At 64.5% G+C, this 22415-nt stretch carries 17 protein-coding genes; 11 read left to right on the top strand and 6 right to left on the bottom strand.

Annotation, left to right across the window (positions count from 1 at the left end; genetic code table 11):
* Positions 1 to 116: 116 nt before the first annotated feature.
* The 6 genes from M653_RS0106060 to M653_RS0106035 all read left to right on the top strand — a co-directional run bounded on the left by M653_RS0106060 (position 117) and on the right by M653_RS0106035 (position 6062).
* The gene (locus M653_RS0106060) at positions 117 to 1466 is read left to right on the top strand and encodes an EAL domain-containing protein (protein WP_027142518.1); all 1350 of its coding nucleotides are present in this window, start codon (positions 117 to 119) and stop codon (positions 1464 to 1466) included.
* 167 nt (positions 1467 to 1633) lie between these two features.
* Positions 1634 to 2401 (top strand): SDR family oxidoreductase, encoded by a 768-nt coding sequence (locus tag M653_RS0106055; RefSeq protein ID WP_027142517.1) that lies wholly within the window; start codon positions 1634 to 1636, stop codon positions 2399 to 2401.
* The gene (locus M653_RS0106050) at positions 2398 to 3357 is read left to right on the top strand and encodes a 2-dehydro-3-deoxygalactonokinase (protein ID WP_027142516.1); all 960 of its coding nucleotides are present in this window, start codon (positions 2398 to 2400) and stop codon (positions 3355 to 3357) included. The genes M653_RS0106055 and M653_RS0106050 overlap by 4 nt, the downstream gene beginning before the upstream one ends.
* Complete coding sequence (locus tag M653_RS0106045) at positions 3354 to 3992, top strand: 2-dehydro-3-deoxy-6-phosphogalactonate aldolase (protein ID WP_027142515.1); 639 nt, start codon at positions 3354 to 3356, stop codon at positions 3990 to 3992. Before M653_RS0106050 ends, M653_RS0106045 begins: the two co-directional genes overlap by 4 nt.
* Positions 3992 to 4867, top strand: a complete 876-nt coding sequence (locus M653_RS0106040) for an SMP-30/gluconolactonase/LRE family protein (RefSeq protein WP_027142514.1) — start codon at positions 3992 to 3994, stop codon at positions 4865 to 4867. The genes M653_RS0106045 and M653_RS0106040 overlap by 1 nt, the downstream gene beginning before the upstream one ends.
* 136 nt (positions 4868 to 5003) lie before the next feature.
* Entirely contained in the window at positions 5004 to 6062 is a 1059-nt protein-coding gene (locus M653_RS0106035) for a hypothetical protein (protein WP_027142513.1), read from the top strand.
* Here the strand turns inward: M653_RS0106035 and M653_RS0106030 are convergent.
* From M653_RS0106030 to dnaK, 6 genes are all read right to left on the bottom strand, one after another.
* Positions 6059 to 6346 (bottom strand): DUF1330 domain-containing protein, encoded by a 288-nt coding sequence (locus M653_RS0106030; protein ID WP_027142512.1) that lies wholly within the window; start codon positions 6344 to 6346, stop codon positions 6059 to 6061. The two genes, M653_RS0106035 and M653_RS0106030, sit on opposite strands and share 4 nt — an antisense overlap.
* Positions 6347 to 6364: 18 nt before the next feature.
* Positions 6365 to 7078 carry an orotidine-5'-phosphate decarboxylase gene (pyrF, locus tag M653_RS0106025; protein WP_198028724.1) on the bottom strand — a complete coding sequence of 238 codons (714 nt, stop codon included), beginning with the start codon at positions 7076 to 7078 and terminating at the stop codon, positions 6365 to 6367.
* Positions 7079 to 7089: 11 nt separating this feature from the next.
* Positions 7090 to 7686: an NADPH-dependent FMN reductase gene (locus M653_RS0106020; RefSeq protein ID WP_027142510.1), complete on the bottom strand. Its 597-nt coding sequence runs from the start codon at positions 7684 to 7686 to the stop codon at positions 7090 to 7092.
* A 663-nt stretch (positions 7687 to 8349) separates the two neighbouring features.
* Positions 8350 to 8958, bottom strand: a complete 609-nt coding sequence (gene pmtA, locus M653_RS0106015) for a phospholipid N-methyltransferase PmtA (protein WP_027142509.1) — start codon at positions 8956 to 8958, stop codon at positions 8350 to 8352.
* Between the two features lie 105 nt (positions 8959 to 9063).
* Positions 9064 to 10191 (bottom strand): molecular chaperone DnaJ, encoded by a 1128-nt coding sequence (gene dnaJ / locus M653_RS0106010; protein WP_027142508.1) that lies wholly within the window; start codon positions 10189 to 10191, stop codon positions 9064 to 9066.
* Between the two features lie 220 nt (positions 10192 to 10411).
* A complete protein-coding gene (dnaK, locus tag M653_RS0106005; RefSeq protein ID WP_027142507.1) occupies positions 10412 to 12328 on the bottom strand; it encodes a molecular chaperone DnaK in 1917 nt (638 codons plus the stop codon).
* Between the two features lie 489 nt (positions 12329 to 12817).
* Between dnaK and M653_RS0106000 the strand changes: the two genes are divergently transcribed.
* The 5 genes from M653_RS0106000 to M653_RS0105980 all read left to right on the top strand — a co-directional run bounded on the left by M653_RS0106000 (position 12818) and on the right by M653_RS0105980 (position 22398).
* Positions 12818 to 14785, top strand: coding sequence for a hypothetical protein (locus M653_RS0106000; RefSeq protein ID WP_027142506.1), 1968 nt, complete (start codon positions 12818 to 12820; stop codon positions 14783 to 14785).
* A 10-nt stretch (positions 14786 to 14795) separates the two neighbouring features.
* Positions 14796 to 18656 carry a DUF11 domain-containing protein gene (locus M653_RS0105995; protein ID WP_027142505.1) on the top strand — a complete coding sequence of 1287 codons (3861 nt, stop codon included), beginning with the start codon at positions 14796 to 14798 and terminating at the stop codon, positions 18654 to 18656.
* A 223-nt stretch (positions 18657 to 18879) separates the two neighbouring features.
* Positions 18880 to 19557, top strand: a complete 678-nt coding sequence (rpe, locus tag M653_RS0105990) for a ribulose-phosphate 3-epimerase (protein WP_027142504.1) — start codon at positions 18880 to 18882, stop codon at positions 19555 to 19557.
* A 395-nt stretch (positions 19558 to 19952) separates the two neighbouring features.
* On the top strand, positions 19953 to 20699 hold the full coding sequence (locus tag M653_RS0105985) for a GntR family transcriptional regulator (protein WP_027142503.1): 747 nt from the start codon (positions 19953 to 19955) through the stop codon (positions 20697 to 20699).
* A 172-nt stretch (positions 20700 to 20871) separates the two neighbouring features.
* Positions 20872 to 22398, top strand: coding sequence for a malonyl-CoA synthase (locus tag M653_RS0105980; RefSeq protein ID WP_027142502.1), 1527 nt, complete (start codon positions 20872 to 20874; stop codon positions 22396 to 22398).
* Positions 22399 to 22415 lie beyond the last annotated feature (17 nt).

The following is a 22415-nucleotide window of genomic DNA, read 5'->3' as shown; positions in this document are numbered from 1 at the left end:
CGTGGGATCGTTCGCGAGTCTCGAAAAATCGGTTCGCGCGATACGTTTCCTAAAGGGTTTGCTGCCAGTCTCGAAATAAATTCCGACGACAAAAGCAGGGACGAGCAGGGACACCGATGCAAACTGCGTTTGGCACCGGTCAGGCAAACAGGGAAAGCACGGATCTGGCGTTCACCGATCCGTTGACCGGGCTTGGCAATCATCGCCGCTTCTTCGACAAGGTCGACCGCCTGATCAGCGACCGTGCCGACGATCCCGCGCCCTTCACCGTCGGCATTCTCGACCTTGACGGCTTCAAGCCGATCAACGACCTGTTCGGCCACAAGGCCGGCGACGACATCCTGATCCAGGTCGCCATGCGGCTGCGTGCCTCGATGGACGGCCATTCGACGGTCTGCCGCATCGGCGCCGACGAATTCGCCTTCCTCTATCCGCTGGTATTCTCGGAAGAGGCGGCGGCGGAAAAATCCCGCATGCTGATCGAGATCCTGTCGGCGCCCTATGATGTCGGCGAACGCACCGCCCGGCTTTCCGCCTCGGTCGGCTGCTCGCTGTTCTATTCGGGCGACGAGACCACCGAAATCCTCATCAACAAGGCCGAAACGGCTCTTTACCATGCCAAGCGCTCCGGCCGTGGCCGCGTCGTCGTCTACACCCGCGAGATGGAAGAGGCCGCCAAGCGCGTCACCCGCATCGAGCAGGCGCTGCGCCGCGCCGTCTCCGCCGGCGAGGTGGAGCCGCATTTCCAGCCGATCGTCGACCTCACCACGCGCCGCACCATCGGCTTCGAGACGCTGGCGCGCTGGACCGACCGCGACCTCGGCGCGGTGCCGCCGACCGTCTTCATTCCGATCGCCGAGGAGCGCGGCATCATCGGCCCGCTGTCGCAGCTGGTGCTGCGCAAGGCGACCGAAGCCGCCAGGAGCTGGCCGAAGGACCTGTTCCTGTCCTTCAACCTGTCGCCCTCGCAGCTCGTCGATCAGAACACCGGCCTGCACATACTGGCGATCCTCGACCGCACCGGGTTCGATCCGCGCCGGCTGGAGATCGAGATCACCGAGACCGGCCTGATGAACGACCCTGCCTCGGCCGCGCAGATCGTCGAGGATCTGCGCCGCGTCGGTATCCGCGTCTCGCTCGACGATTTCGGCACCGGCCAGTCCTCGCTCGGCCGCCTGCGCGAGTTTCATTTCGACAAGCTCAAGATCGACCGCGCCTTCGTTTCCTCCATTCTCGACGACCGGCCGTCCGAACACATCATCCGCGCCATCCTCGCCATGTGCGAAGGGCTCGGCATGGACGTGGTTGCCGAAGGCATCGAAGAGGAAGCGCAGGCCGACCGGCTGGTCCAGTTCGGTTGCGCCGGCGGGCAGGGCTATCTCTTCGGCAAGCCTGTCGATGCCGACGCCACATTGGGCTACCTCCGCGATTCCTTCCGTGGCGCCTTGCGCGCCAAGGCGATCTGAGCGGCGAAATTCGGCGCTGCCGGCCAAGCGGCGATGCCGCCTGGCGGGTCTCGCGCCATCGCCATCGCCTTTTTGTCCGACATAAGCTCGAAATAGCGTCTTTTCGCCCTTGCCCGCCGGACGTGTCTGGCTAGGATGCGCGCCGGTTGACCCGGGAGACGAAAATCATGATGCCATCGGCGCGTTTTGCCGACCTCGAAGGCGCTTCGGTGCTGATCACCGGCGGCGGCTCCGGCATCGGCGCGGCGTTGACCGAAGGGTTCATGCGCCAGGGCGCTAAGGTCGCCTTCCTCGACATCGCCGACGCGCCGAGCACCGCGCTCGCCGACCGGATCGAGAAGGATCTCGGCCACCGACCGCTCTACCTCAAGACCGATCTGCGCGACGTCGAGGCGCTGCGCGCCTCTGCGGCAAGGGCCGCCGACGCGCATGGCGACGTCACCGTGCTGGTCAACAATGCCGCCTGGGACGAACGCCATGCCGTCGAGGACGTTACCGTCGATTTCTGGGACAACAACCTCGCCATCAACCTGCGACCGCATTTCTTTACCGCGCAGGCGGTGGCACCAGGCATGAAGCGGGCCGGCGGCGGCTCGATCATCAATTTCACCTCGACCTCCTACCTGATCAACCATCCAGACATGCCGGCCTATACCGCCGCCAAGGCGGGCATACTCGGCCTCACCAAGGGGTTGGCCGGCAAGCTTGGTCCCGACCGCATCCGCGTCAACGCCGTCGCGCCCGGCTGGGTGATCACCGAGCGGCAGCAGGAGCGCTGGGTGACGGAAGAGGCGCTCGCCGCCCATGTCGCCAAGCAATGCATCAGGGACGTTATGCGGCCGGACGACATGGTCGGCACGGTGCTGTTCCTGGCCTCGGATGCCTCGCGCATGCTGACCGCGCAAATGCTGATCGTCGATGGAGGCTTCCTGTGAGCCCAGCGTTTGCCAGCAACGTTCCGGCAGTCGCCGCACTCGATTGGGGCACGACCCGGCTTCGGGCCTGGCTGATCGACGGCGGCGGCAAGGTGCTTGCCGAACGTCGCGGCGACGATGGCCTGATCACCGCGCGCGAAAAGGGCTTCGCCAACGTCCTGGAGGGCCATCTGGCAGCGATGGGCGCGCCGGAGGCATTGCCCGTCATCATCTGCGGCATGGCCGGTTCCCGCCAGGGCTGGCTGGAGGCGCCCTATGTCAGCGTGCCGTCGCCGCTCGGCGCCATTCTTGGCGGCGCCGCCCGGGTGCCAGATCAGAAACGCGACATCCGCATCGTCCCCGGCCTTGCCCAGCGCCTGGCCGACGCGCCCGACGTCATGCGCGGCGAGGAGACGCAGCTTGCCGGCGCTGGCCTGCCGGCCAGAGGCCGCGAACTGGTCTGCATGCCCGGCACCCATTCGAAATGGGTGCTGGTCGAGGATGGCGCCGTCGCCGGCTTCGGCACCTGGCCGACGGGCGAGCTGTTTTCCGTGCTTGCCGCGCACTCGATCCTGCGCCATTCGCTGGGCGAACATCCCAGCCCGGTTGCTCCCGACAATCCGTTCTTCCGCCGCTGGTGCGAAACAGCACTGGGCGAGGGTGGTGATGTCACCTCGCGGCTGTTTGCCATCCGCGCTGCCGGCCTGCTCCAGGATCTCAAGGGCGATGATGCGGCCGCCTGCCTGTCGGGCCTGCTGATCGGCGGCGAGATCGCCTCCGCCCGGCGCCGCCATGGCGCCGGCGCGACATCGGTCGTGCTGGTTGCCTCGGGCGCGCTGGCGGTGCTTTACCAGACTGCGCTCGGCCTTGCCGGGCTAGGTGTGCGCACCGCCGACGCCGACGGAGCAGTACGCGCCGGGCTGATCGAGGCCGCGCGGGAGAATGGCATGATTGCCAGAAGTGGAGCCGCCATATGAGCCAGACCGCACCCTTTCCAAAACTCAAGCGCGGCCTGGTCGCTATCCTGCGCGGCCTCAAGCCCACTGAGGCGATCGCCATGGGCCAGGCGCTGTTCGACGCCGGCATCGAGGCCATAGAGGTGCCGCTGAACTCGCCCGAACCGTTCTCGTCGATCGCCAGGATTGTCGAAGTGCTGCCGAAAACCGCCCTGGTCGGCGCCGGCACGGTGCTCACGGCCGCCGACGTCGACAATCTTCACCAGGCCGGCGGCCGGCTGCTGGTCAGCCCCAACATCGATGCCGAGGTCATGGGCCGTGCCAGGACATACGGCATGGTCACCATGCCCGGCGTGTTTACCCCCACGGAAGCCTTCCAGGCGATCCGGCTCGGCGCCTCGGCGCTGAAATTCTTTCCCGCCAGCGTGCTCGGCGCATCGGGCATTTCCGCGATCCGGGCCGTGCTGCCGGCGCAGACGCTGGTCGGCGCGGTCGGCGGCGTTTCGGACAAGGACTTTGCCGGCTACAAGGCGGTTGGTGTGACGGTCTTCGGGCTTGGCTCCAGCCTGTTCAAGCCAGGCATGAGCGTCGACGACGTGGCGGCGCGCGCTCGTGCCGCCGTCGCCGCCTGGGACGCAGCATTCGGAGACGCATGATGAACGAGGTTTCGGTTTTTTCCGATCATGTCTGCGAGCTCGGCGAAGGGCCAAGCTACGATCCCGCCACCGACGCGCTGTTCTGGTTCGATATCGTCAACGGCCAGCTCCTGGAAAAGCCCGTGGCCGGTGGTGCGCTGAAGATCCACGAGCTTGGCCAGATGGCGAGCGCCATCGCCATCATCGATGACAAGCGCCAGCTGATCGCCACCGAGACCGGCCTCTTCGTCCGCGATGTCGCGACCGGCCAGATGACGCTGCATACGCCTGTCGAGGCGGACAACTCCCTTACCCGGTCCAACGATTCCCGTGTCCATCCCTGCGGCGCCTTGTGGATGGGGACGATGGGCAAGAGCGAGGCAAAGGGCGCGGGTTCGATCTACTGGTTCTTCAGGGGTGAACTGCGCAAGCTGTTCTCCGGCATCACCGTGTCGAACTCGATTTGTTTCTCCGGGGATGGCGCGCTCGCCTATTACACCGACACCTCGACCGGCCTGCTGATGCGCGTCGCCTGCGATCCGGCGAGCGGCCTGCCCTCTGGAGAACCAAAAGTGTTCGTCGATCACCGCTCGTCCAAGGGCTATGTCGACGGATCGGTCGTCGACCGCGACGGCGTGCTGTGGAACGCCGTCTGGAGCGGCAAGGCGGTCAAGGCCTATTCGCCCGACGGAACATTGCTGCGCGAAGTTGCGATGCCGGTGACGCAGCCCTCGTGCCCGGCCTTTGTCGGCAGGAACGCCGACCGGTTGGCGGTGACGTCGGCCTGGAAAGGCAAGGACGACAAGCAGCGCCAGCTCGACCCGCAGGCCGGCATGACGTTCGCCCTCGATATTCCCGTCAACGGCCGCTTCGAGCCGCGCGTGCTGATCGCCTGAACAGGCCGGGCGATTGGCTCCGCGCATATCTATCGTGGTGCTGTCACGCAGGCGTCCGGCTTGAGTCGGTTTCGCGAAAGCCGTTTGCGTCGGCCGTGCGATGCTGGGTGATCGCACCGCCGGGAATGTTCGTCTCATGTCGAGTCACAAGCCAAAGCTGATCCTCGTCCACGAGCCGGAGAAGGCCTGCTTCGACCGCCTGGTCGCCGACGGTCACGCACCGCAGCGCGCGGCCGAGATATCATCCTACCTGGCGCAATCGACCGACCTCGCCCCCGAATTCGACGCGCTGGCCGCCGCCTGTGACAGGCGTGGCCTCACCTTCGCGGCGGTGGAGCTGGACCATGCCGCAGGCGCGCTTCCCGAAGCCGATCCCTCCACGACGCTGGTCTGGACGCTGACCGACGGCATCGCCTATTTCCGTGGCGGTATCGCACCCGCGCTGGCGCGGCTCAACGGAATGAGGACGATCGGTGCGGACGATGCGCTGTTCGCGCTCTGCCAGGACAAGTTCCGTTCCGGCGCCGTGCTTGGCGCGCTCGGCCTGCCGGTGCCGCCGGCGGGTATTGCCCGGAATGGAAACTGGCTGGTCGAGCCGCCGGCCGCCGCCGCCGGCTGGTTCGTTAAGCCCAACCGGCTCGGCGCCAAGATCGGCATCTGGCCGGATTCGCGCGTAACCGATCTCGGTCACGCGCTGGAGCTTAGCCGGCGTGTTTTCGCGGCCTATCGCGACGATGTCGTCGTCCAGCCCTATGTCGCGGGCCGCAATGTGCGCGCCAGCTTCCTCGGGCTGACGCCGCAAACCGGTGTCGAGGCGCTTGGCGTCGCCTTTGTCGAGTCAGGCGCGGATTTCCAGACGATGGCCGACAGCCTGGCGCTTTATGGCGACACCGGCGAGGCAGCGAAGGCCGCCGGGCACTATGCCGAACCCGAACTCGCTCCTGTCGCGGACAGCCAGCCGGTGGCCGATGCCGGAATCCGCGCGATTGCCAAACGGTTGATGGAAGGGCTCGGCCTGCGCGACGTGTTTTCCGTCGACCTGCGCGTCGAGGCCGACGATACGGTTCATCTCATCGAGTTCGAGGTCTGCCCCGGCCTGCCGTGCTTCGATTTCCGCGCTTATTGCCGCCAGCAATGGGGGCTGGAACTCGTCGACGCGATGGCGGAAACCGCGGCGAACAGGCTCTTTCGCTAGACCCCTTCCACCAGTACGATCTCGCCGTCGGCCACCTTCTGGCGGATCGCCACTGCGCGTTGATATTCCGGCGAATGGTAGCAGTCACGCGCCGCGGCGAGCGATTCGAACTCGATGAGCACATTGCGCGCGCGCCCTGGGCCCTCGGCCTTCTCATGCTCGCCGCCACGCGCCAGGAATTTCGCGCCGAAGCGCTCAAAAGCCGGCTTCGCCGCTGCAACGTAATCCTTGTAGCCTTCCGCGTCGCGCACATCGACGCGGGCGATCCAGTATCCCTTGGGCATTCTTCTTCTCCCTATTCCTTACGCCGAGCGCATTTCGTCGAGGATGGCTTCAGCCGCCGCGCGTCTGTCCGCCGCAGCGACGATCGGGCGCCCGACGACAAGGTGGCTGGAGCCGCTGCGAATGGCTTGCGCAGGTGTCATCACGCGCTTCTGGTCGCCATGATCGGTGCCGACGGGGCGTATGCCGGGTGTCACCACCGCCATGTCGGGGCCGACGAGGCGGCGCACCGCTTCGGCCTCCGCGGCCGAGCAGACGATGCCGCCCATGCCTGCATGCAGCGCCTGTTCCGAGCGCCTCAGCACCAGCGTGTGCGGGTCATATTCATAACCGGCATCGATCATGTCCTGCTCATCCATCGAGGTCAGGACGCTGACGGCAAGCAGGCAAAGCTCGCTGCCGCGCGCTGCCTCCACCGCCGCCTGCATCGCCTTGGGATAAGCATGTATGGTCAGCATGGTCATGCCCATCTTGACGATGTTCTCGACGCCTTTGGCCACTGTGTGGTCGATGTCGAGCAGCTTCATGTCGAGGAAGATTTTCGTTCCGCCGCTGGCCAGCTCCCTGGCGAAGTCGAGCCCGCCGGCAAAGGCCAGCTGATAGCCGATCTTGTAGAAGGAGACGACACCGTCGAGCTCGCGCACCGCCTGCTCGGCCTCCGTCACGGTCGGCACGTCGAGGCCGACGATCAATCTTTCCTGCATGGATTTGGCCTGCATGGGGTGAGCCTGCATGGTAGCGGCAGTCACGCCTCGACCCTGGTCGACAGCATGCGTGAGGTTTCGATCAGCGTGCGGCATAGGTGCTCCATCGATTTGTGCAGTCTTTCGTCACGGAAATGGCCGTCCCCGTCGAAGGCGTCGCCACCCTCCGGCACCGAGCATTCCGGCGTCACCACCTCCATCTGACAGCGCACCAGCACGGCGCGCAGATGATTGATGCAGCGGATGCCGGCAAAATGGCCTTTGGAGGACGAGCAGAGGCCGGCGACCTTGCCGGCAAGCGGCCTGACCGACCGGCCGCCATCCCGTCGCACCCGGCTCACCCAGTCGATCGTGTTCTTGAGCAACGGCGGGATGGAGCCGTTGTATTCAGGCGTCGCGATCAGCAGCCCGTCATGGACGGCGATCAATCGCGCCAGCTTCTGGGCGTTTTCAGGGATGCCATTTTCCTTTTCCAGGTCCTCGTCGAGGATCGGCAAGGGATAATCGGCGAGCGAAATGCGGGTCACCTCGGCGCCTTGCACAGAAAGTTCCTTCTGCGCCACGTCGGCGGTCCTGCCGCTATAGGCGCCGCTGCGCACCGAGCCGGCGAAGACGAGGATTTTCGGGATGATCGGCATCGAGTCTCCCATGCTGTCGCGGCAGCTATAGGCGATGCACGGACTGAATCAAATAGCCGAGCTCATATTGTTGCCGCTAGACACGAAGCCGCATCATGGACGTTGGAGGCGCGGCGATTTCAAAGTTCAGTATCGGCGGGGTTCTCTAGTTCAAAGACCGCTTGGATGACTGCTTGCCTACCTTTTGCCGATCTCACGGACGTGGCCATCCACAGCCTTCCGCCATCTTTCGAGGCAACAAGAATCTGAAAAGGCTGTCCTTTATAGGAACCACCAGAGTCAGAACCCCATCGCCCTTCTCCCCTCGCGAATCGACCGCCAGCCTGGTCTGGAACAACTGTTGCCGTCCATCCGTTATTCGCTGTCACCAAAAGCGCATTACCGTGCTGCTCAATCGATACACGACAACGAGGCGACTTGTCGCCACTGTCCTCGAAGCGAGATGGGCTCGGCGGCCAATGGCGCCGTTGCCAGAAATACAGAAAAAAACGACAATAGGGAATATACGAGGCGCAAGGGTAGCTCCTTATGCATCCGGAGCCCCGCTATACCGATCAGCAGTTTCTCTATACCTGCAATTAAATATCAAATGATACCGAACGGCGATAAATCACCAATTCGTTTTCCCGGCGAAGCAGGCGGGATACTGGGCGAGAATCCGCGTCAATCGCCGCTGCCGCGCCTGTAGATCCACAGCTGCGTCGGCGGGATGTTGCGGAAGATGAAGTCGAAATGCTTGACCGTGTAGTCGCCGCGGCCGGCCGGGATCGGCGACATCGGACCATAGGTCAGCTGCACGATCGGCCGTCCGGCCGGGATGCGGTCGAGCAGGCTTTCGATATAGGCGATGCGCTGGGCGACCGGGAAGTTGAGCAGCGGCACCCCGGAAACGACGCTATCGAAGATCATCCCGCTTCTCTCGCCAAGCGTGGCGTTGAGGTTGAAGGCATCGCCCTCGATGACGTTGACGCCGGGATAGAGCTGGCGCAGGTGGCGCACGAAATCGGTGGAATATTCGACCGCGTAGAGGTTTTCAGGTCGCACGCCTTGGGCGAGGATGGCGCGGGTGATGACCCCGGTACCGGGACCGACCTCGAGTACCGGCAGTCCGGACTTCGGATTGACGATCGAAGCCATCTTGCGGGCGGTGATCGAACTGGTCGGAACGATGGAGCCGACCGTCTTCGGCTTGTCGATCCAGCCCTTGAAGAATTTGAGTTCGTCGTCGAACTTCTCGGCAAACGCCTTCCGCAGTCCGTGACCACGTGCCATGCAAGCTCTCCTCAGCGCTCCCCTTGGAAGCTACTTAACACCTGGGTGACGCAAGGCAAGGCGCTGCCCTGCCTGTGTCGTGGATAAGATAGCTCTGGTCGCGTCTCAACGCTCGCCGAAAGATTCGAAAAAGTCCTTCATGCGGGCGAAAAAGCCGCTCGATTGAGGCGAATTGTCCTGCGAGGAGAGTTGTTCGAACTCTTCCAGCAGCTCGCGCTGGCGGCGTGACAGGTTCTGCGGCGTCTCGACCGCGGTCTGGATGTAGAGGTCGCCGACATTGGGCTGGCGCAACACCGGCATGCCCTTGCCCTTGAGGCGGAACTGGCGTCCGTTCTGCGTGCCTTCGGTCACCTTCACCTTGGTTTGTGTGCCGTCGAGCGTCGTCACCTCGAACGAGCCGCCAAGCGCTGCCGTCGTCATCGAGATCGGCACCTTGCAATAGAGATCGGCGCCGTCGCGCTGGAAGAATTCGTGCGGCTTGACGGCCAGGAAGATATAGAGGTCGCCCGACGGCCCGCCGCGCAGCCCGGCCTCGCCCTCATTGGCAAGGCGGATGCGGGTGCCGTCCTCGATGCCGGCCGGGATGTTGACCGACAGCGAGCGTTCCTCGGTGACGCGGCCTTGGCCGGCGCATTTCGGGCACGGATCCTTGATCGTCTGGCCGCGCCCCTGGCATTGCGGGCAGGTCCGCTCGATCGAGAAAAAGCCCTGCGTGGCGCGCACCTTGCCGTGGCCGTTGCACATCGAGCAGGTGACCGGCTGGGTGCCGGGCTTCGCGCCGGTGCCGGAGCATTCCGTGCAGGATATCGAAGCCGGCACGCGAATCTGCGCGGTCTTGCCCGCGAAGGCTTCCTCCAGCGAGATTTCCATGTTGTAGCGCAGGTCGGCGCCGCGCTCGCGGCCACCGGAAGAGCGGCGCTGGCGGCCGCCCATCATGTCGCCGAAAATATCCTCGAAGATATCGGCAAAGCCGCCCGCACCAAAGCCCTGCGCGCCATTCATGCCGCCCTGCTCGAAGGCGGCGTGGCCGAAACGGTCATAGGCCGCGCGCTTCTGCGGGTCCTTCAGCGTCTCGTAGGCTTCATTGATTTCCTTGAACTTGTGCTCGCAGGAATGATCGCCGGGATTGCGGTCGGGATGGAACTGCATGGCGAGCTTGCGAAAAGCGCTCTTGAGCTCCTTGTCGTCGGCGCCCTTTTGCACGCCCAGCGTTTCGTAGAAATCAGCTTTCATTTTTTCCCGCAGTTCCGGATCAACGTCTTGATGCATGGTGTGCGTCGTTTGCCGGCACGTTGTTCGATTTAGGAGCGGTGCTGCCCGTATGCTAGGGCCGGCGCGAACTTGTCCGTGGTTTTCAGTGATTTTTTCGGCAGCGCTCGCATTTTTTCAGCGAGGGTTGCAAAAAAGCCCGGCCTTGCGCCGGGCTTTTCGCATTATCTTGCCGTCAGACCGTTCAGGCCGACTTCTTCTTGTCGTCGTCCTCGTCGATTTCCTCGAAATCGGCGTCGACCACGTCGGAGTCCTTGGCGGCATCCGCCTTGGCATCGGCTTCCGCCGCTTCCTTCTGCGAGGCCTCGTACATGGCCTGGCCAAGCTTCATGGAGGCTTCGGCAAGCACCTGGCTCTTGGCCTCGATGTCGGCCGGATCGTCGCCCTCGGCAGCGGTCTTCAGCGCCGCGATCGCATCGGATATAGCGGTGCGCTCGGCCTCGGAGACCTTGTCGCCATATTCCTTCAGCGACTTCTCCGACGAATGCACCAGGGCTTCGGCCTGGTTGCGGGCCTCGACCACGGCGCGACGCTTCTTGTCGGTGTCGGCATTGGCCTCGGCATCCTTGACCATCTTCTCGATGTCGGCGTCCGAAAGACCACCCGACGCCTGGATGCGGATCTGGTGCTCCTTGCCGGTGCCCTTGTCCTTGGCCGAGACGTTGACAATGCCGTTGGCGTCGATGTCGAAGGTGACTTCGATCTGCGGCACGCCACGCGGCGCCGGCGGAATGCCGACCAGGTCGAACTGGCCGAGCGCCTTGTTGTCGGCGGCCATTTCACGCTCGCCCTGGAAGACGCGGATGGTCACGGCCGACTGCGAATCCTCGGCCGTCGAGAACACCTGGCTCTTCTTGGTCGGGATCGTCGTGTTGCGTTCGATCAGCCGGGTGAACACGCCGCCCAGCGTCTCGATACCGAGCGACAGCGGCGTCACGTCGAGCAGCAGCACGTCCTTGACGTCGCCCTGCAGCACGCCGGCCTGGATGGCGGCGCCGAGTGCGACGACCTCATCCGGGTTGACGCCCTTGTGCGGCTCCTTGCCGAAGAACTGCTTCACGATCTCCTGGATCTTGGGCATGCGGGTCATGCCGCCGACCAGGACCACTTCGTCGATCTCACCGGCCTTCAGGCCGGCATCCTTGAGCGCCGCCTTGCACGGCTCGATGGTGCGCTGGACGAGATCCTCGACCAGGCTTTCGAACTTGGCGCGCGTCAGCTTCAGCGTCAGGTGCTTCGGTCCGGTCGCGTCGGCGGTGATGAAGGGCAGGTTGATTTCGGTCTGCGTCGTCGACGACAGCTCGATCTTGGCCTTCTCGGCCGCCTCCTTGAGGCGCTGCAGGGCGAGCTTGTCGTTCTTCAGGTCTATGCCCTGTTCCTTCTTGAATTCGGCCGCCAGATACTCGACCAGGCGCATGTCGAAATCCTCGCCGCCGAGGAAGGTGTCGCCATTGGTCGACTTCACCTCGAACACGCCGTCGCCGATCTCGAGCACCGAAATGTCGAACGTGCCGCCGCCAAGGTCATAGACGGCAATGGTCTTGCCTTCCTTCTTGTCGAGGCCGTAGGCAAGTGCTGCCGCGGTCGGCTCGTTGATGATGCGCAGCACTTCCAGGCCGGCGATCTTGCCGGCGTCCTTGGTCGCCTGGCGCTGGGCGTCGTTGAAATAGGCCGGAACGGTGATGACCGCCTTCTCGACCTTCTCGCCGAGATAGGCCTCCGCCGTTTCCTTCATCTTCTGCAGGATCATGGCCGAGATCTGCGAGGGCGACTGCTTCTTGCCGCCAGCCTCGACCCAGGCATCGCCATTGTCGCCCTTGACGATCTTGTAGGGGACGAGCTTCTTGTCCTTCTCCGTCACCGGATCGTCATAGCGGCGGCCGATCAGGCGCTTGACCGCGAAGATGGTGTTTTCAGGATTGGTGACCGCCTGGCGCTTGGCCGGCTGGCCGACGAGACGTTCGCCGTCGCCCGAGATGGCGACGATGGAAGGCGTCGTGCGCGCGCCTTCCGCATTCTCGATTACCTTCGGCTCCTTGCCATCCATGATGGCGATACAGGAGTTGGTGGTGCCGAGATCGATACCGATTACTTTTGCCATTTTTCTAGTCTCTCCGCTAAGCAGGCTCTCAGGACCCGGTAAGGCGTTCCGACGAAAGCCCCTGTTCACAAGAAATCCCGTCCGGCCACCGGTTCTCCGGCGCCGCACGGCTTGGCGCGTATATAAGAACAGGCGGCATCGCGCGCAAGCATTCTGCGCAAGGCTTCCATGAACCTTTCCACCTCCGCCCGCGACTGATGTCCAGGTGCCGCATGGTGCGGCCCCGGAAAGGAAGCCCCCATGACCAGCAACCCAGAGACTCCATGGTCTCCGGGACCAACAGGAGCTCGGCGCGACCACCGCCTTCGGGACGGGGTCGATGCGCTGGGCTTTCCGCTGATTCCGTTGACCCTGCGCAGGAGCAGGCGTATCGTGACTATGAGGAAAGCAGACAATTCGATCAGGGAAGAACGTGCCGGACCACCGCGCCTTGCCCTGATTTGCGCGGCGATGCCGGGTGTTTCTCCCGTGGCTAACGGGGGTAGCTTCATGTCTCGCGTCCACGGCACGTTTGTGTCTTCTCTCCATTTTGCCGGCGGCTTGCGACGAGCCGCGCATGCAGGCAGCGGCTTGCTGGTGCTGGCACTTGCCGCCAGCCTGTGGCTTGGAGGCGCCGCCCAGGCGCAGGAAACCCAGATCATTTATCCCGGCTCGATGGCGGTCACCGGCTTTCCCGGCACCGTCATCCCGAATTTCGACGAGGGCCTGCCGCCCGGCGTCGATCCGGTCGACGAGACCTTCATCGACACTTCGCGCGCCAGCTTGCGCGTGTTCGATGTTTCGCATCTGGGCGGCCCGGCCTCCGGCGAGCTCGTCTTCACGCCGCCGCCTTTCGAGGTGACATCAGGCCAGATCGGCGAGGTGTTCGGCCTCACCTATGATGACGGCGTGCGCGGCGGTGTGCCATCGGGCATTCCCAACCTCTATGCCGCCGCCACCTCGCTGCATGGCGTCGAAATCGTCACCCCGGATGCCGACAAGGACGGCAGGCCGGAGCGGCAGCGCCGCGGCACGGCGGGCGCCACTTTCATGGAGGGCCAGTTCGGCACCGAAAACGGCGGCGGACCAGGCACCATCTGGAAGATCGACGGCATCACCGGCCAGGTCGCCAAATTCGCCGACATCGACACCAACAGCGGTCCCGGCATCGGCAACCTCACCTTCGATCCCGTCCATCGCCAGTTCTTCGCCTCCGACCTCGACACCGGCCTGATCCATCGCATCGACGCCGACGGCGGACCGATCGACACCTTCGACCATGGCGTCGCAGGGCGACCGGCGCATGGGCTGGCTCCCGTCGCCGACGATGGCGCGGTGATGGACATACAGGGCGCCGCCTTCGACACCGAAGACGCCGAGACCTGGGGCTACACCCAGGACGAGCGCCGCGTCTGGGCCGTCTCCTATCATGGCGGCCGGCTCTACTATTCGGTTGGCGAAAAGTCTGAAATCTGGTCGGTGGGCATTGCCCGCGACGGCACCTTCGCCGGCGATCCGCGTTGGGAACTGACGGTCAAGGCCGACAAGGACTACGCCGTCACCGACATCGCCTTCGACAACAGCGGCTTCATGTACCTTGCGCAACGCGGCCCGACCGAAAACCGCTACGACTACAGCCGCTTCGCCGATTCCGGCAAGGGCGAGGTCATCCGCTATTTCAGAGAAAACCCGGACGATCCCTCGACGGAATCGATCTGGGTGGAAGCGCCGCAGGAATACGCGGTCGGCTTCCCGCAAGGCAACAGGCAGTCGGCCGGCGGCCTCGACCTGCAATATGGCTATGACGCCGACGGCAATCTCGACACCTCGGTCTGCACCCAGACCTTGGTCAACACCGGCGACAAATTGCGCGACAACCCCGAGCTCGCCGAAAAGCTCGCTGCCGGCGGGCCGCTTGCCGTCCATGGCGTGCAGATCACGCCCAAGGACCTCGTCAAACCGGCCAACGTGCCGCCCTTCGGCTCCTGGTTCGTCGATTTCGACGGCTATTTCGAGGATCCTGAAGTGGAAGGCCATGTCGGCGACGTCGCCGTCTGGCACCCTTGCGAGGGCCGTGCCAGCTATTATGAGGAAATACCGGGCGGCTATGAGCCCCCCTTCTACCCGCCGGACTTCCCACCGCCCGGCAATCTGCCTCCGTGTCTCGATGTCGAGGACGTGCAGTATTTCTGCACGCCGCATGGCCTCGAGGCCGATCTCTATCTCCATGACCATGCCGGCTTCGGCGGCGATTCGATCAAGGCCCAGTCCAGGACGCCAGGCGTCGGGGTGACCTCACCCATGTCGCATGCGCCGGGCAAGCCGTACACGATCGACATCACCGGCCACTATCCGGGCGACAGAGTGGATGTTGGACTTTGCTTCTACAGGAAGTCCGACAAGGACAAGGGTGGCTACTACCCTTGCTGCAAGATGACCTTGCCGCTCCGGACCCCAGCCGTCAGCTGCGAACGTTGAGGAGGCGAAGATGAACAGTCTTGCCCCATCCCCGCTCGCGACCCAAACGCAAAAAACCGTCATGGAGACGATCATGAAACCCCTGTCATATGCCAGGCGCGGTGCGCGCTGGCTGATGGCGGCCGGTATCGCGGTCGCCCTTGCGCCCGCACTGCCGGCATCCGCCGCTCAGACCGTCCAGGCTGTCACCAGTCCAGATGTGCAGCCGTTGCAGCTCGACAATCCGCGCATCATCAATCCGGAGCCCGGACGTGTCGTGCCGCTCTTCACCAAGACCGGCGGCCAGCGCAGCTGCGACTATGTCTTCTACACCTTGACCTTCGGCCTGCGCGGCAATCCGCAGGGCTTTGCCGATCCGGGCCTCGAGGCGGCGCTGAAGAAAGCCCAGCTCGAGTTCAAGGATCAGCTTCCGAACGGTCTTTCCATCGTCAACGTGACGGTCTCCGGCGACGGCACCGATGCATCGGGTGGGCCTTTGCCTGCCGCCGTCATCAGCAATTCGGCCGGACCCAACGATACGGCAACGGTTTCCGATTTCCGGATGTCCGCCAGCGATCTCGATGGCTCGGGCGCACTGAACGAACGCGTCATCACCTTCCGCATCACGGCCAAGATCGACCACGCCGCGTTTCCGGCGCCGGCCAATGTCGACAATCAGGGCCTGATCAAGGTCACCGGCGGCATCGGCACGGGAACCATCATCCCCTCGCAGGATCCGGGCAAGCCGGACGATGGCAACATCGCGACCGGCGAAAAGACCTCGATCCGGATCGACCTCACCAAATGCGACAAGCAACCTCCGCCTCCCACCGACCATGAGTGCTTCAAGGTCGAGCGCGGCACGGTCGACTGCGTGCCCGGCGGTGGTGCCTTCATCTATCACATGCCTGTGGGCCCGGAGATGGGCGGCAAGTGGGTGCAGGTGTCGACGACCTCATCAGGCATCACCATCATCCCCGACACCCAGAAGGTGCCGGCGGGCGGCGGGGTGCTCGACTGGAAGATCGTCGGCGCGTCACCCGGCGACGTCATCCACCTCATCGTCACCGGCATCGAGACCTATGCCGGACCGAAGGAGGGCTGGGGCCTGTGCTGCACGCAAACCATCGACATCGTCATCCCGCGTGACCAGAGGTGCCCGCCCAGGGACAAGGAGCCGGATCTCAAGGTTGAAAAGCATGCCGATGTCACACGCTGCACCATGGCCGGCGGCTGCGACTTTACCATCCGGGTCACCAATGTCGGCACGGGGCCCTACAACGGCAAGATCGTGCTCGACGAGGTTACGCTGCCGGCCGGCTCGACGCTGAGTTCAGGGCCCAATCCGCCCTGGGTCTGCGCGCCGGGAACCACCCCGATGACGTGCACCTACCCGGTGACCACGCTCAATCCGGGGGCCTTTGTCGACCTCAAGCTCGGCTTCAGGCCGGCCGGAGGCTGGCAAGGCAGCGTGCTGCGCAACTGCGCCACCTATAATTACGGCGCCAGCGGCAAGCCGCTGTTCGGCAGCCAGGCCAATGACCGGGGCTGCGCGTCGATCCCGATCTGCCGCCGCGGCGACCGCAACCCGGATTGCCAGCCGCCGGTCGAGAAGAAGGTCGACCTGATCCTCAAGAAGCGTGCCCGCACGCAAGTCTGCACCGCCGATGGCGTCTGCACCTTCATCATCGACATCATCAACAACGGCACATCGACCTATAACGGACCGCTGACGGTGATCGACAACTACCCAAGCGGCGCGCCGGCATCCTCCACCTTCGGACCGAGCCCGCCCTGGACATGCGGCCCGAACGGCGCCGGCCAGTTCCGCTGCGACAATGCCGGCATCTCGCTGCCTGCGGGCGCCTCGACGCCGATCTTCGTCAAGGCGGTCGTGCCGGCCAGCTATCGGTCGGACATGGTCGAGAACTGCGCCGAGGTGAGGGCCATCCCCGGTGAGGTCGATCTCACCAACAACAGGGCCTGCGCCAAGGAACGCATCCGCCATCCCAATGGCGGCCAGCCGACCTTGCGCATCACCAAGGTGTGCAACGGCTCGCTGGCTGGTGCGGCGCTGGTTTCCTGCCGCATCACCGTCAGCAGCGTCGGCACGGCTGCCCCCACCGGTCCGGTGCGGGTCAACGATGCCGCCACGCTGGTGTCGGGCGGAGCGCCCGTACAGATCCAGACCGTCACCCCTGACGGCGCGGAATGGGCGTGCGGACCGGTTCCGGCCAATGCATTGTCGTGCCAGATTCCCGGCGCCGTCATGACACCCGGGACCTCAAGGCACTTCGACGTGACGGTCTCGGCCAATGGCGAGTTCGAGAACTGCGCACGGGGCTCCTATGGCCCGGCGCAGGGCGACGACGCCGTCTATCCGATCGGCCAGGCCTGCGCCAAGGGCGGCGGCTCCTCGACCATCCGTGTCGAGAAGACCGGCGACCGCGAATGCAGGCTCGGCCGGCCCTGCTCGTTCGACATCACCATCACAAATGACGGGACGAGCCCCTTCTCGGGTCCGGTCCGCATCGGCGACGCGATCGGCGTGGAAGGGCTTGGCCGGCTGGAAGGCGTTGCGATCACCTCGATCGACCCGCCTTTCGGCTGCTCGCCGGAGCCGACGACCTTGCCGGCCTCCTGCATCGCCAACCTGACCCTCGGCGCCGGCGAAAGCCAGTCGCACCGTGTGACAGTGGTCATCCCCGATGACGGGCGTCTTGCCAACCTGCAGGGTAACGTCAATGGCCAGAACTGCGTTGGCGTGCTCTCTCCCGACACACGGGTGCAGGGCGGCGCCGACGTGCTGTCCAAGGATGCGACCAACGTCCATGGCGATCGCGGCAAGGCCTATGCGTGCCATCCGTTCATCATCACGCATGAGGTGAAGAATGAGTGCTCGCCGGGCTTTGTCATGAACGACGCCGGCCGCTGCGTCTGCCCGGAAGGCACCACCTTCCGCAACGGCCAGTGCACGGGCGGCGGCACCAATGTTCTGCCGTTGCCACCGCCGCCGCGCTGCGTGCTGCTCGAAGGCCAGATCCGCACCGAGGACGGACGTTGCGTCTGCCCGCGCGGCACGGGGCTGGAGAACGGAAAATGCGTCAGGACCGACAAGCCCGAGCAGTGCACCATCCGTGGTCAGGTCCACGACGCCAACGGCGACTGTGTCTGCCCGCGCGGCACCGAGGTGCGAGACGGCGCCTGCCGTCAGATCCGGCCAAAACCACAGCAGTGCCGCATCCCTGGCCAGTTCCGCAATGCCGACGGCGACTGTGTCTGCCCGCAAGGCACTGAGGTGCGCAACGGCGCCTGCCGCCCAACTCGGCCGAAGCCCGAGCAGTGCAGCATCCGTGGCCAGGTCCACAATGCGGACGGGGACTGCGTCTGCCCGCAAGGCACCGAGGTGCGAGACCGGGCCTGCCGTCCGATCCGGCCGCAGCCTGACCAGTGCACCATTCGTGGCCAGGTCCATGACTCCGATGGCAATTGCGTCTGCCCAAGGGGTACCGAGGTGCAAGGCAATGCCTGCCGGCGCAAACAGCCTGACATGCAGCAGTGCGACATACGCGGCCAGGTCCACAACAAGCGCGGCGAATGCGTCTGTCCGCGTGGGACCGAGGTGATCGACGGCGCATGCCGCAAGCCCAGGCAAGAGAGCGAATGCGCGCCGGGCTCGCAGATGGTCAACGGCCAGTGCCAGCCGATCTTCAGGCGACACTGCCCGGAGGGTACGATCGGGCGGTATCCGAACTGCAGGCCGATACGCGGGCAGCCGTCGCTGGAAATCGATCCGGGTCAGCTGCTGCAATTGCTGCCGCGACGCAGGCAGCAGATCGACCAGCAACAGGATCCGGTTCCAAACAGGGTCCTGAAACTCCAGCAGCAGTAACCATCCGCGTGACGCCGAACGAGAGCCACCCGCCGGAGCAATCCGGCGGGTTTTTCTTTGTGACCAGCTCAGGCGGTGATTGACGGCAACAGGATCGGCGAGCGCCGCGACGTTACCCTCCCTGTGGAACCGCTGTGCTTGCGCCCTCGACAAGTCGCCGGGAGCGCTTTAGGCAGTCGGTTCGGGGCGTCCGTATGGAAAGGGCGCCCGGAAAGGCCGCGAGATGAGCAAAAAAACCTTGATCGCACCGTCGGTGCTGGCATCGGATTTCTCGAAGCTCGGGGACGAGGTCGAAGCGGTGGCGGCGGCCGGTGCCGACTGGATCCATCTCGACGTGATGGATGGGCATTTCGTGCCGAACATCACCTTCGGCCCGCCTGTCATCAAGGCGATCCGCAACCGCACCAAGGCCTTTTTCGACTGCCACCTGATGATCGCGCCCGCCGATCCCTACCTCGCCGCCTTCGCCGAGGCCGGCTGCGACGGCATGACGGTGCATGCCGAGGCCGGACCGCATCTCGACCGCTCGCTGCAGACCATCAGGAACCTCGGCAAGAAGGCCGGCGTCTCGCTCAATCCGGCGACGCCGGAAAGCGCCGTCGAATATGTGCTCGACCGGCTCGACCTGATCCTGATCATGACCGTCAATCCGGGTTTCGGCGGGCAGGCCTTCATCCCGGCAATGGTCGACAAGGTGAAAAGGGTCAAGGCATTGATCGGCGACCGGCCGATCCGCATCGAGATCGACGGCGGCGTCTCGCCGGAAACCGCGCCGCTGGTCACATCTGCCGGCGCCGACGTGCTGGTGGCCGGTGCCGCCATCTTCAGGGGCGGCAGCGTCGAAGCGTACCGCGCCAACATCGAGGCGATCAGGACCGCGGCCGACAAGGCCGCCGGCTAACTCGGCCCTATCGTCCGGTTTTAATCCCGGTAGGCCGACTAAGAACGTGGTGCGGAGAGTGGCCTCCCGGCGTCCGGGCCGAATCAAATCCGTGCAGAAGGCCTGAACCGACCAAACCGCGACTGTCTTTTGCGCGCGGCAGAAAAGATGCTCGCATGGGGACACAAGAAACAGATGACCATGCGTGCATACAAAACGCGTTAAGGTTCTGCTGGTTGTAGAGATATTCGAATTCCCGCGATCGGCGCGCCGATTGGGTATATTTCTTTGTTCTAAAGTACAATAGCGCGATCTTCTGCTTGAGCGGCGGAAGCGTGCCGCTGTATGGTACATGTACAGAAGGGGAATTTCTGACTCGAATTGCCCAACACGACAGTTGGGGACAAGGAGTCGCTTTGACATATGGAGCTGCCAATCTGAACGACGACGGCACGGGCGCCAAGAGTACGCTTGCCAGCACGGTCTATCATCAATTGCGTGATGATCTTCTCGGCGGCGCTCTGGAAGCCGAAAGCAAGCTGCGCGTCGAGTGGGTCGTTTCCAAGTATGGCGCCGGGGCCTCTCCGGTTCGCGAAGCTCTCAATCGCCTTGCCTCGGAAGGCCTCCTCGGCCGCCATGACCAGCGTGGCTTCTTCATCATGCCGGTCAGTGCGGCCGAACTCGAGGAGCTGACGCGCACCCGCTGCTGGCTCGAGGAGCGGGCGTTGCGCGAATCGATCGCCCACCGCACCGCCGAGTGGGAAGAACAATTGGTGCTGGCGCTGCATCGCCTGGGGCGCGCCTCACGGCTTTCGCCGCAAAGTACCTCGTCGCTCAATCCGGACTGGGAGAAATTGCATCGCACTTTCCATCGGGTGCTGATCTCGGCCTGCCGGTCGCACTGGCTGGTGGGCTTCTGCGACCAGCTTTCCGATCACGCCTACCGCTATCGCCAGATGGCCAATGACGGCGAGAGCATCCAGCGCGACGATTTCGCCGAACACCGGCTGATTGCCGAAAATGCGCTGGACGGAAACGCGGATGGCGCCGTCCAGGCCCTGATCGATCACTACCAGCTGACCGCCGCCATGTGCATGGAACGCTTCAAGCAAGGCGAAGTGCCAAAGGTCGCCGCCGGTCCGGGCCAGCGCGTCCACCGTTGACGGCCGTCTGATCGGCGCGCTCTGCTGTCCCATCTCTCGAACTTTTTCGGTAGACGCCGGGCAGCCGTTTGCGGCTTGACGGCCGGGCCGGGAAACGCGAACGCTTCGCCGCGTGCCGATCCACGGGTCGGCGTCGCCGTCACCCCCAATTGCTGTCACCCAGGAAGATTTCATGAGCAATCATCTGTTCGATGCATTCCGGTCCCGGATGCCGGCGCCTGGGCATCTGTTGATGGAAACCGATGATGGGCGCTCGCTCCCCTATGGCGACATGCTGGCGCGGTCGGCGCAGCTCGCGCATGCGCTTCTGCAAATGGATGTCGCGCCCGGCGACCGGGTTGCCGTGCAGGTCGAGAAGAGCCCGGAGATGATTTTGCTCTATCTCGCCTGCGTGCGCGCCGGCGCCGTCTTCCTGCCGCTCAACACCGCCTACACGCTGGCCGAGCTCGGCTATTTCTTCGACGATGCGGCACCCCGGGTCATCGTCTGCGATCCGGCACGGTCGGCGGATATCCGTGCGATGGTCGAGCCGTCCGGTGCCGTCGTGGTCACGCTCGACCGCAATGGCCGGGGATCGCTTGCGGACCAGGCGTCGCGCCAGTCCTCCGATTTCCACGATGTCGAGCGCGGCGGCGACGACCTTGCGGCGATCCTCTACACGTCGGGAACGACCGGCCGCTCGAAAGGCGCCATGCTCAGCCACGAGAACCTCGCCTCGAACGCACNGGTGCTGGTCGAGCAATGGCGCTTCACCAGGGACGACGTGCTGATCCACGCGCTGCCGATCTTCCACACGCACGGCCTGTTCGTCGCCACCAATGTCGTCCTGATGGCCGGCGCCTCGATGCTGTTCGAGCAGAAATTCGATGCGGGCCGCATCGTCTCGCTGCTGCCGCGCGCCACCGCGCTGATGGGCGTACCGACCTTCTACACCAGGCTGCTGCAGCAGGAGGGGCTGGATCGCGAGGCGGCGAAAAACATCCGGCTGTTCGTATCCGGTTCCGCGCCGCTGCTGGCCGAAACGCACAAGGCCTGGAGCGAGCGTACCGGCCATGCCATCCTCGAGCGCTATGGCATGACCGAGACCAACATGAACACTTCCAACCCCTATGAGGGCGAGCGGCGCGCCGGCACGGTCGGCTTCCCCTTGCCCGGCGTATCGCTGCGCATCGCCGATCCCGATTCCGGCAAGCCGCTTGGCCAGGGCGAGGTCGGCATGATCGAGGTCAAGGGTCCCAACGTGTTCGGCGGCTACTGGCGCATGCCGGAAAAGACCAGGGCGGAATTCCGCGCCGAGGGCTTCTTCATCACCGGCGATCTCGGCATGATCGATGCCGACGGCTATGTCCACATCGTCGGTCGCGGCAAGGACCTGATCATCTCAGGCGGTTACAACGTCTATCCGAAGGAGCTCGAAAGCGAGATCGACGCGCTCGACGGCGTCCTGGAAAGCGCCGTCATCGGCCTTGCCCATCCGGACTTCGGCGAAGGCGTCACCGCTGTCGTCGTGCGCTCGCCCGCGTCGCGGATCACCGCGGCCGAAATCCTCGACGCCATCACCGGCCGCATGGCGAAGTACAAGCACCCGAAACGGGTGATCTTCGTCGACGAACTGCCGCGCAACACGATGGGCAAGGTGCAGAAGAACTTGCTTCGCGACAGCTACAAGGACCTCTACGCCTCAACCAAAGTCGGCTAAGCAGATATCCCGCTCCG

The sequence above is a fragment of the Mesorhizobium sp. WSM3626 genome, from assembly GCF_000513935.1.
GTDB classification, from domain to species: domain Bacteria; phylum Pseudomonadota; class Alphaproteobacteria; order Rhizobiales; family Rhizobiaceae; genus Mesorhizobium; species Mesorhizobium salmacidum.
This window is presented reverse-complemented; position numbering and strand designations above follow the sequence as displayed.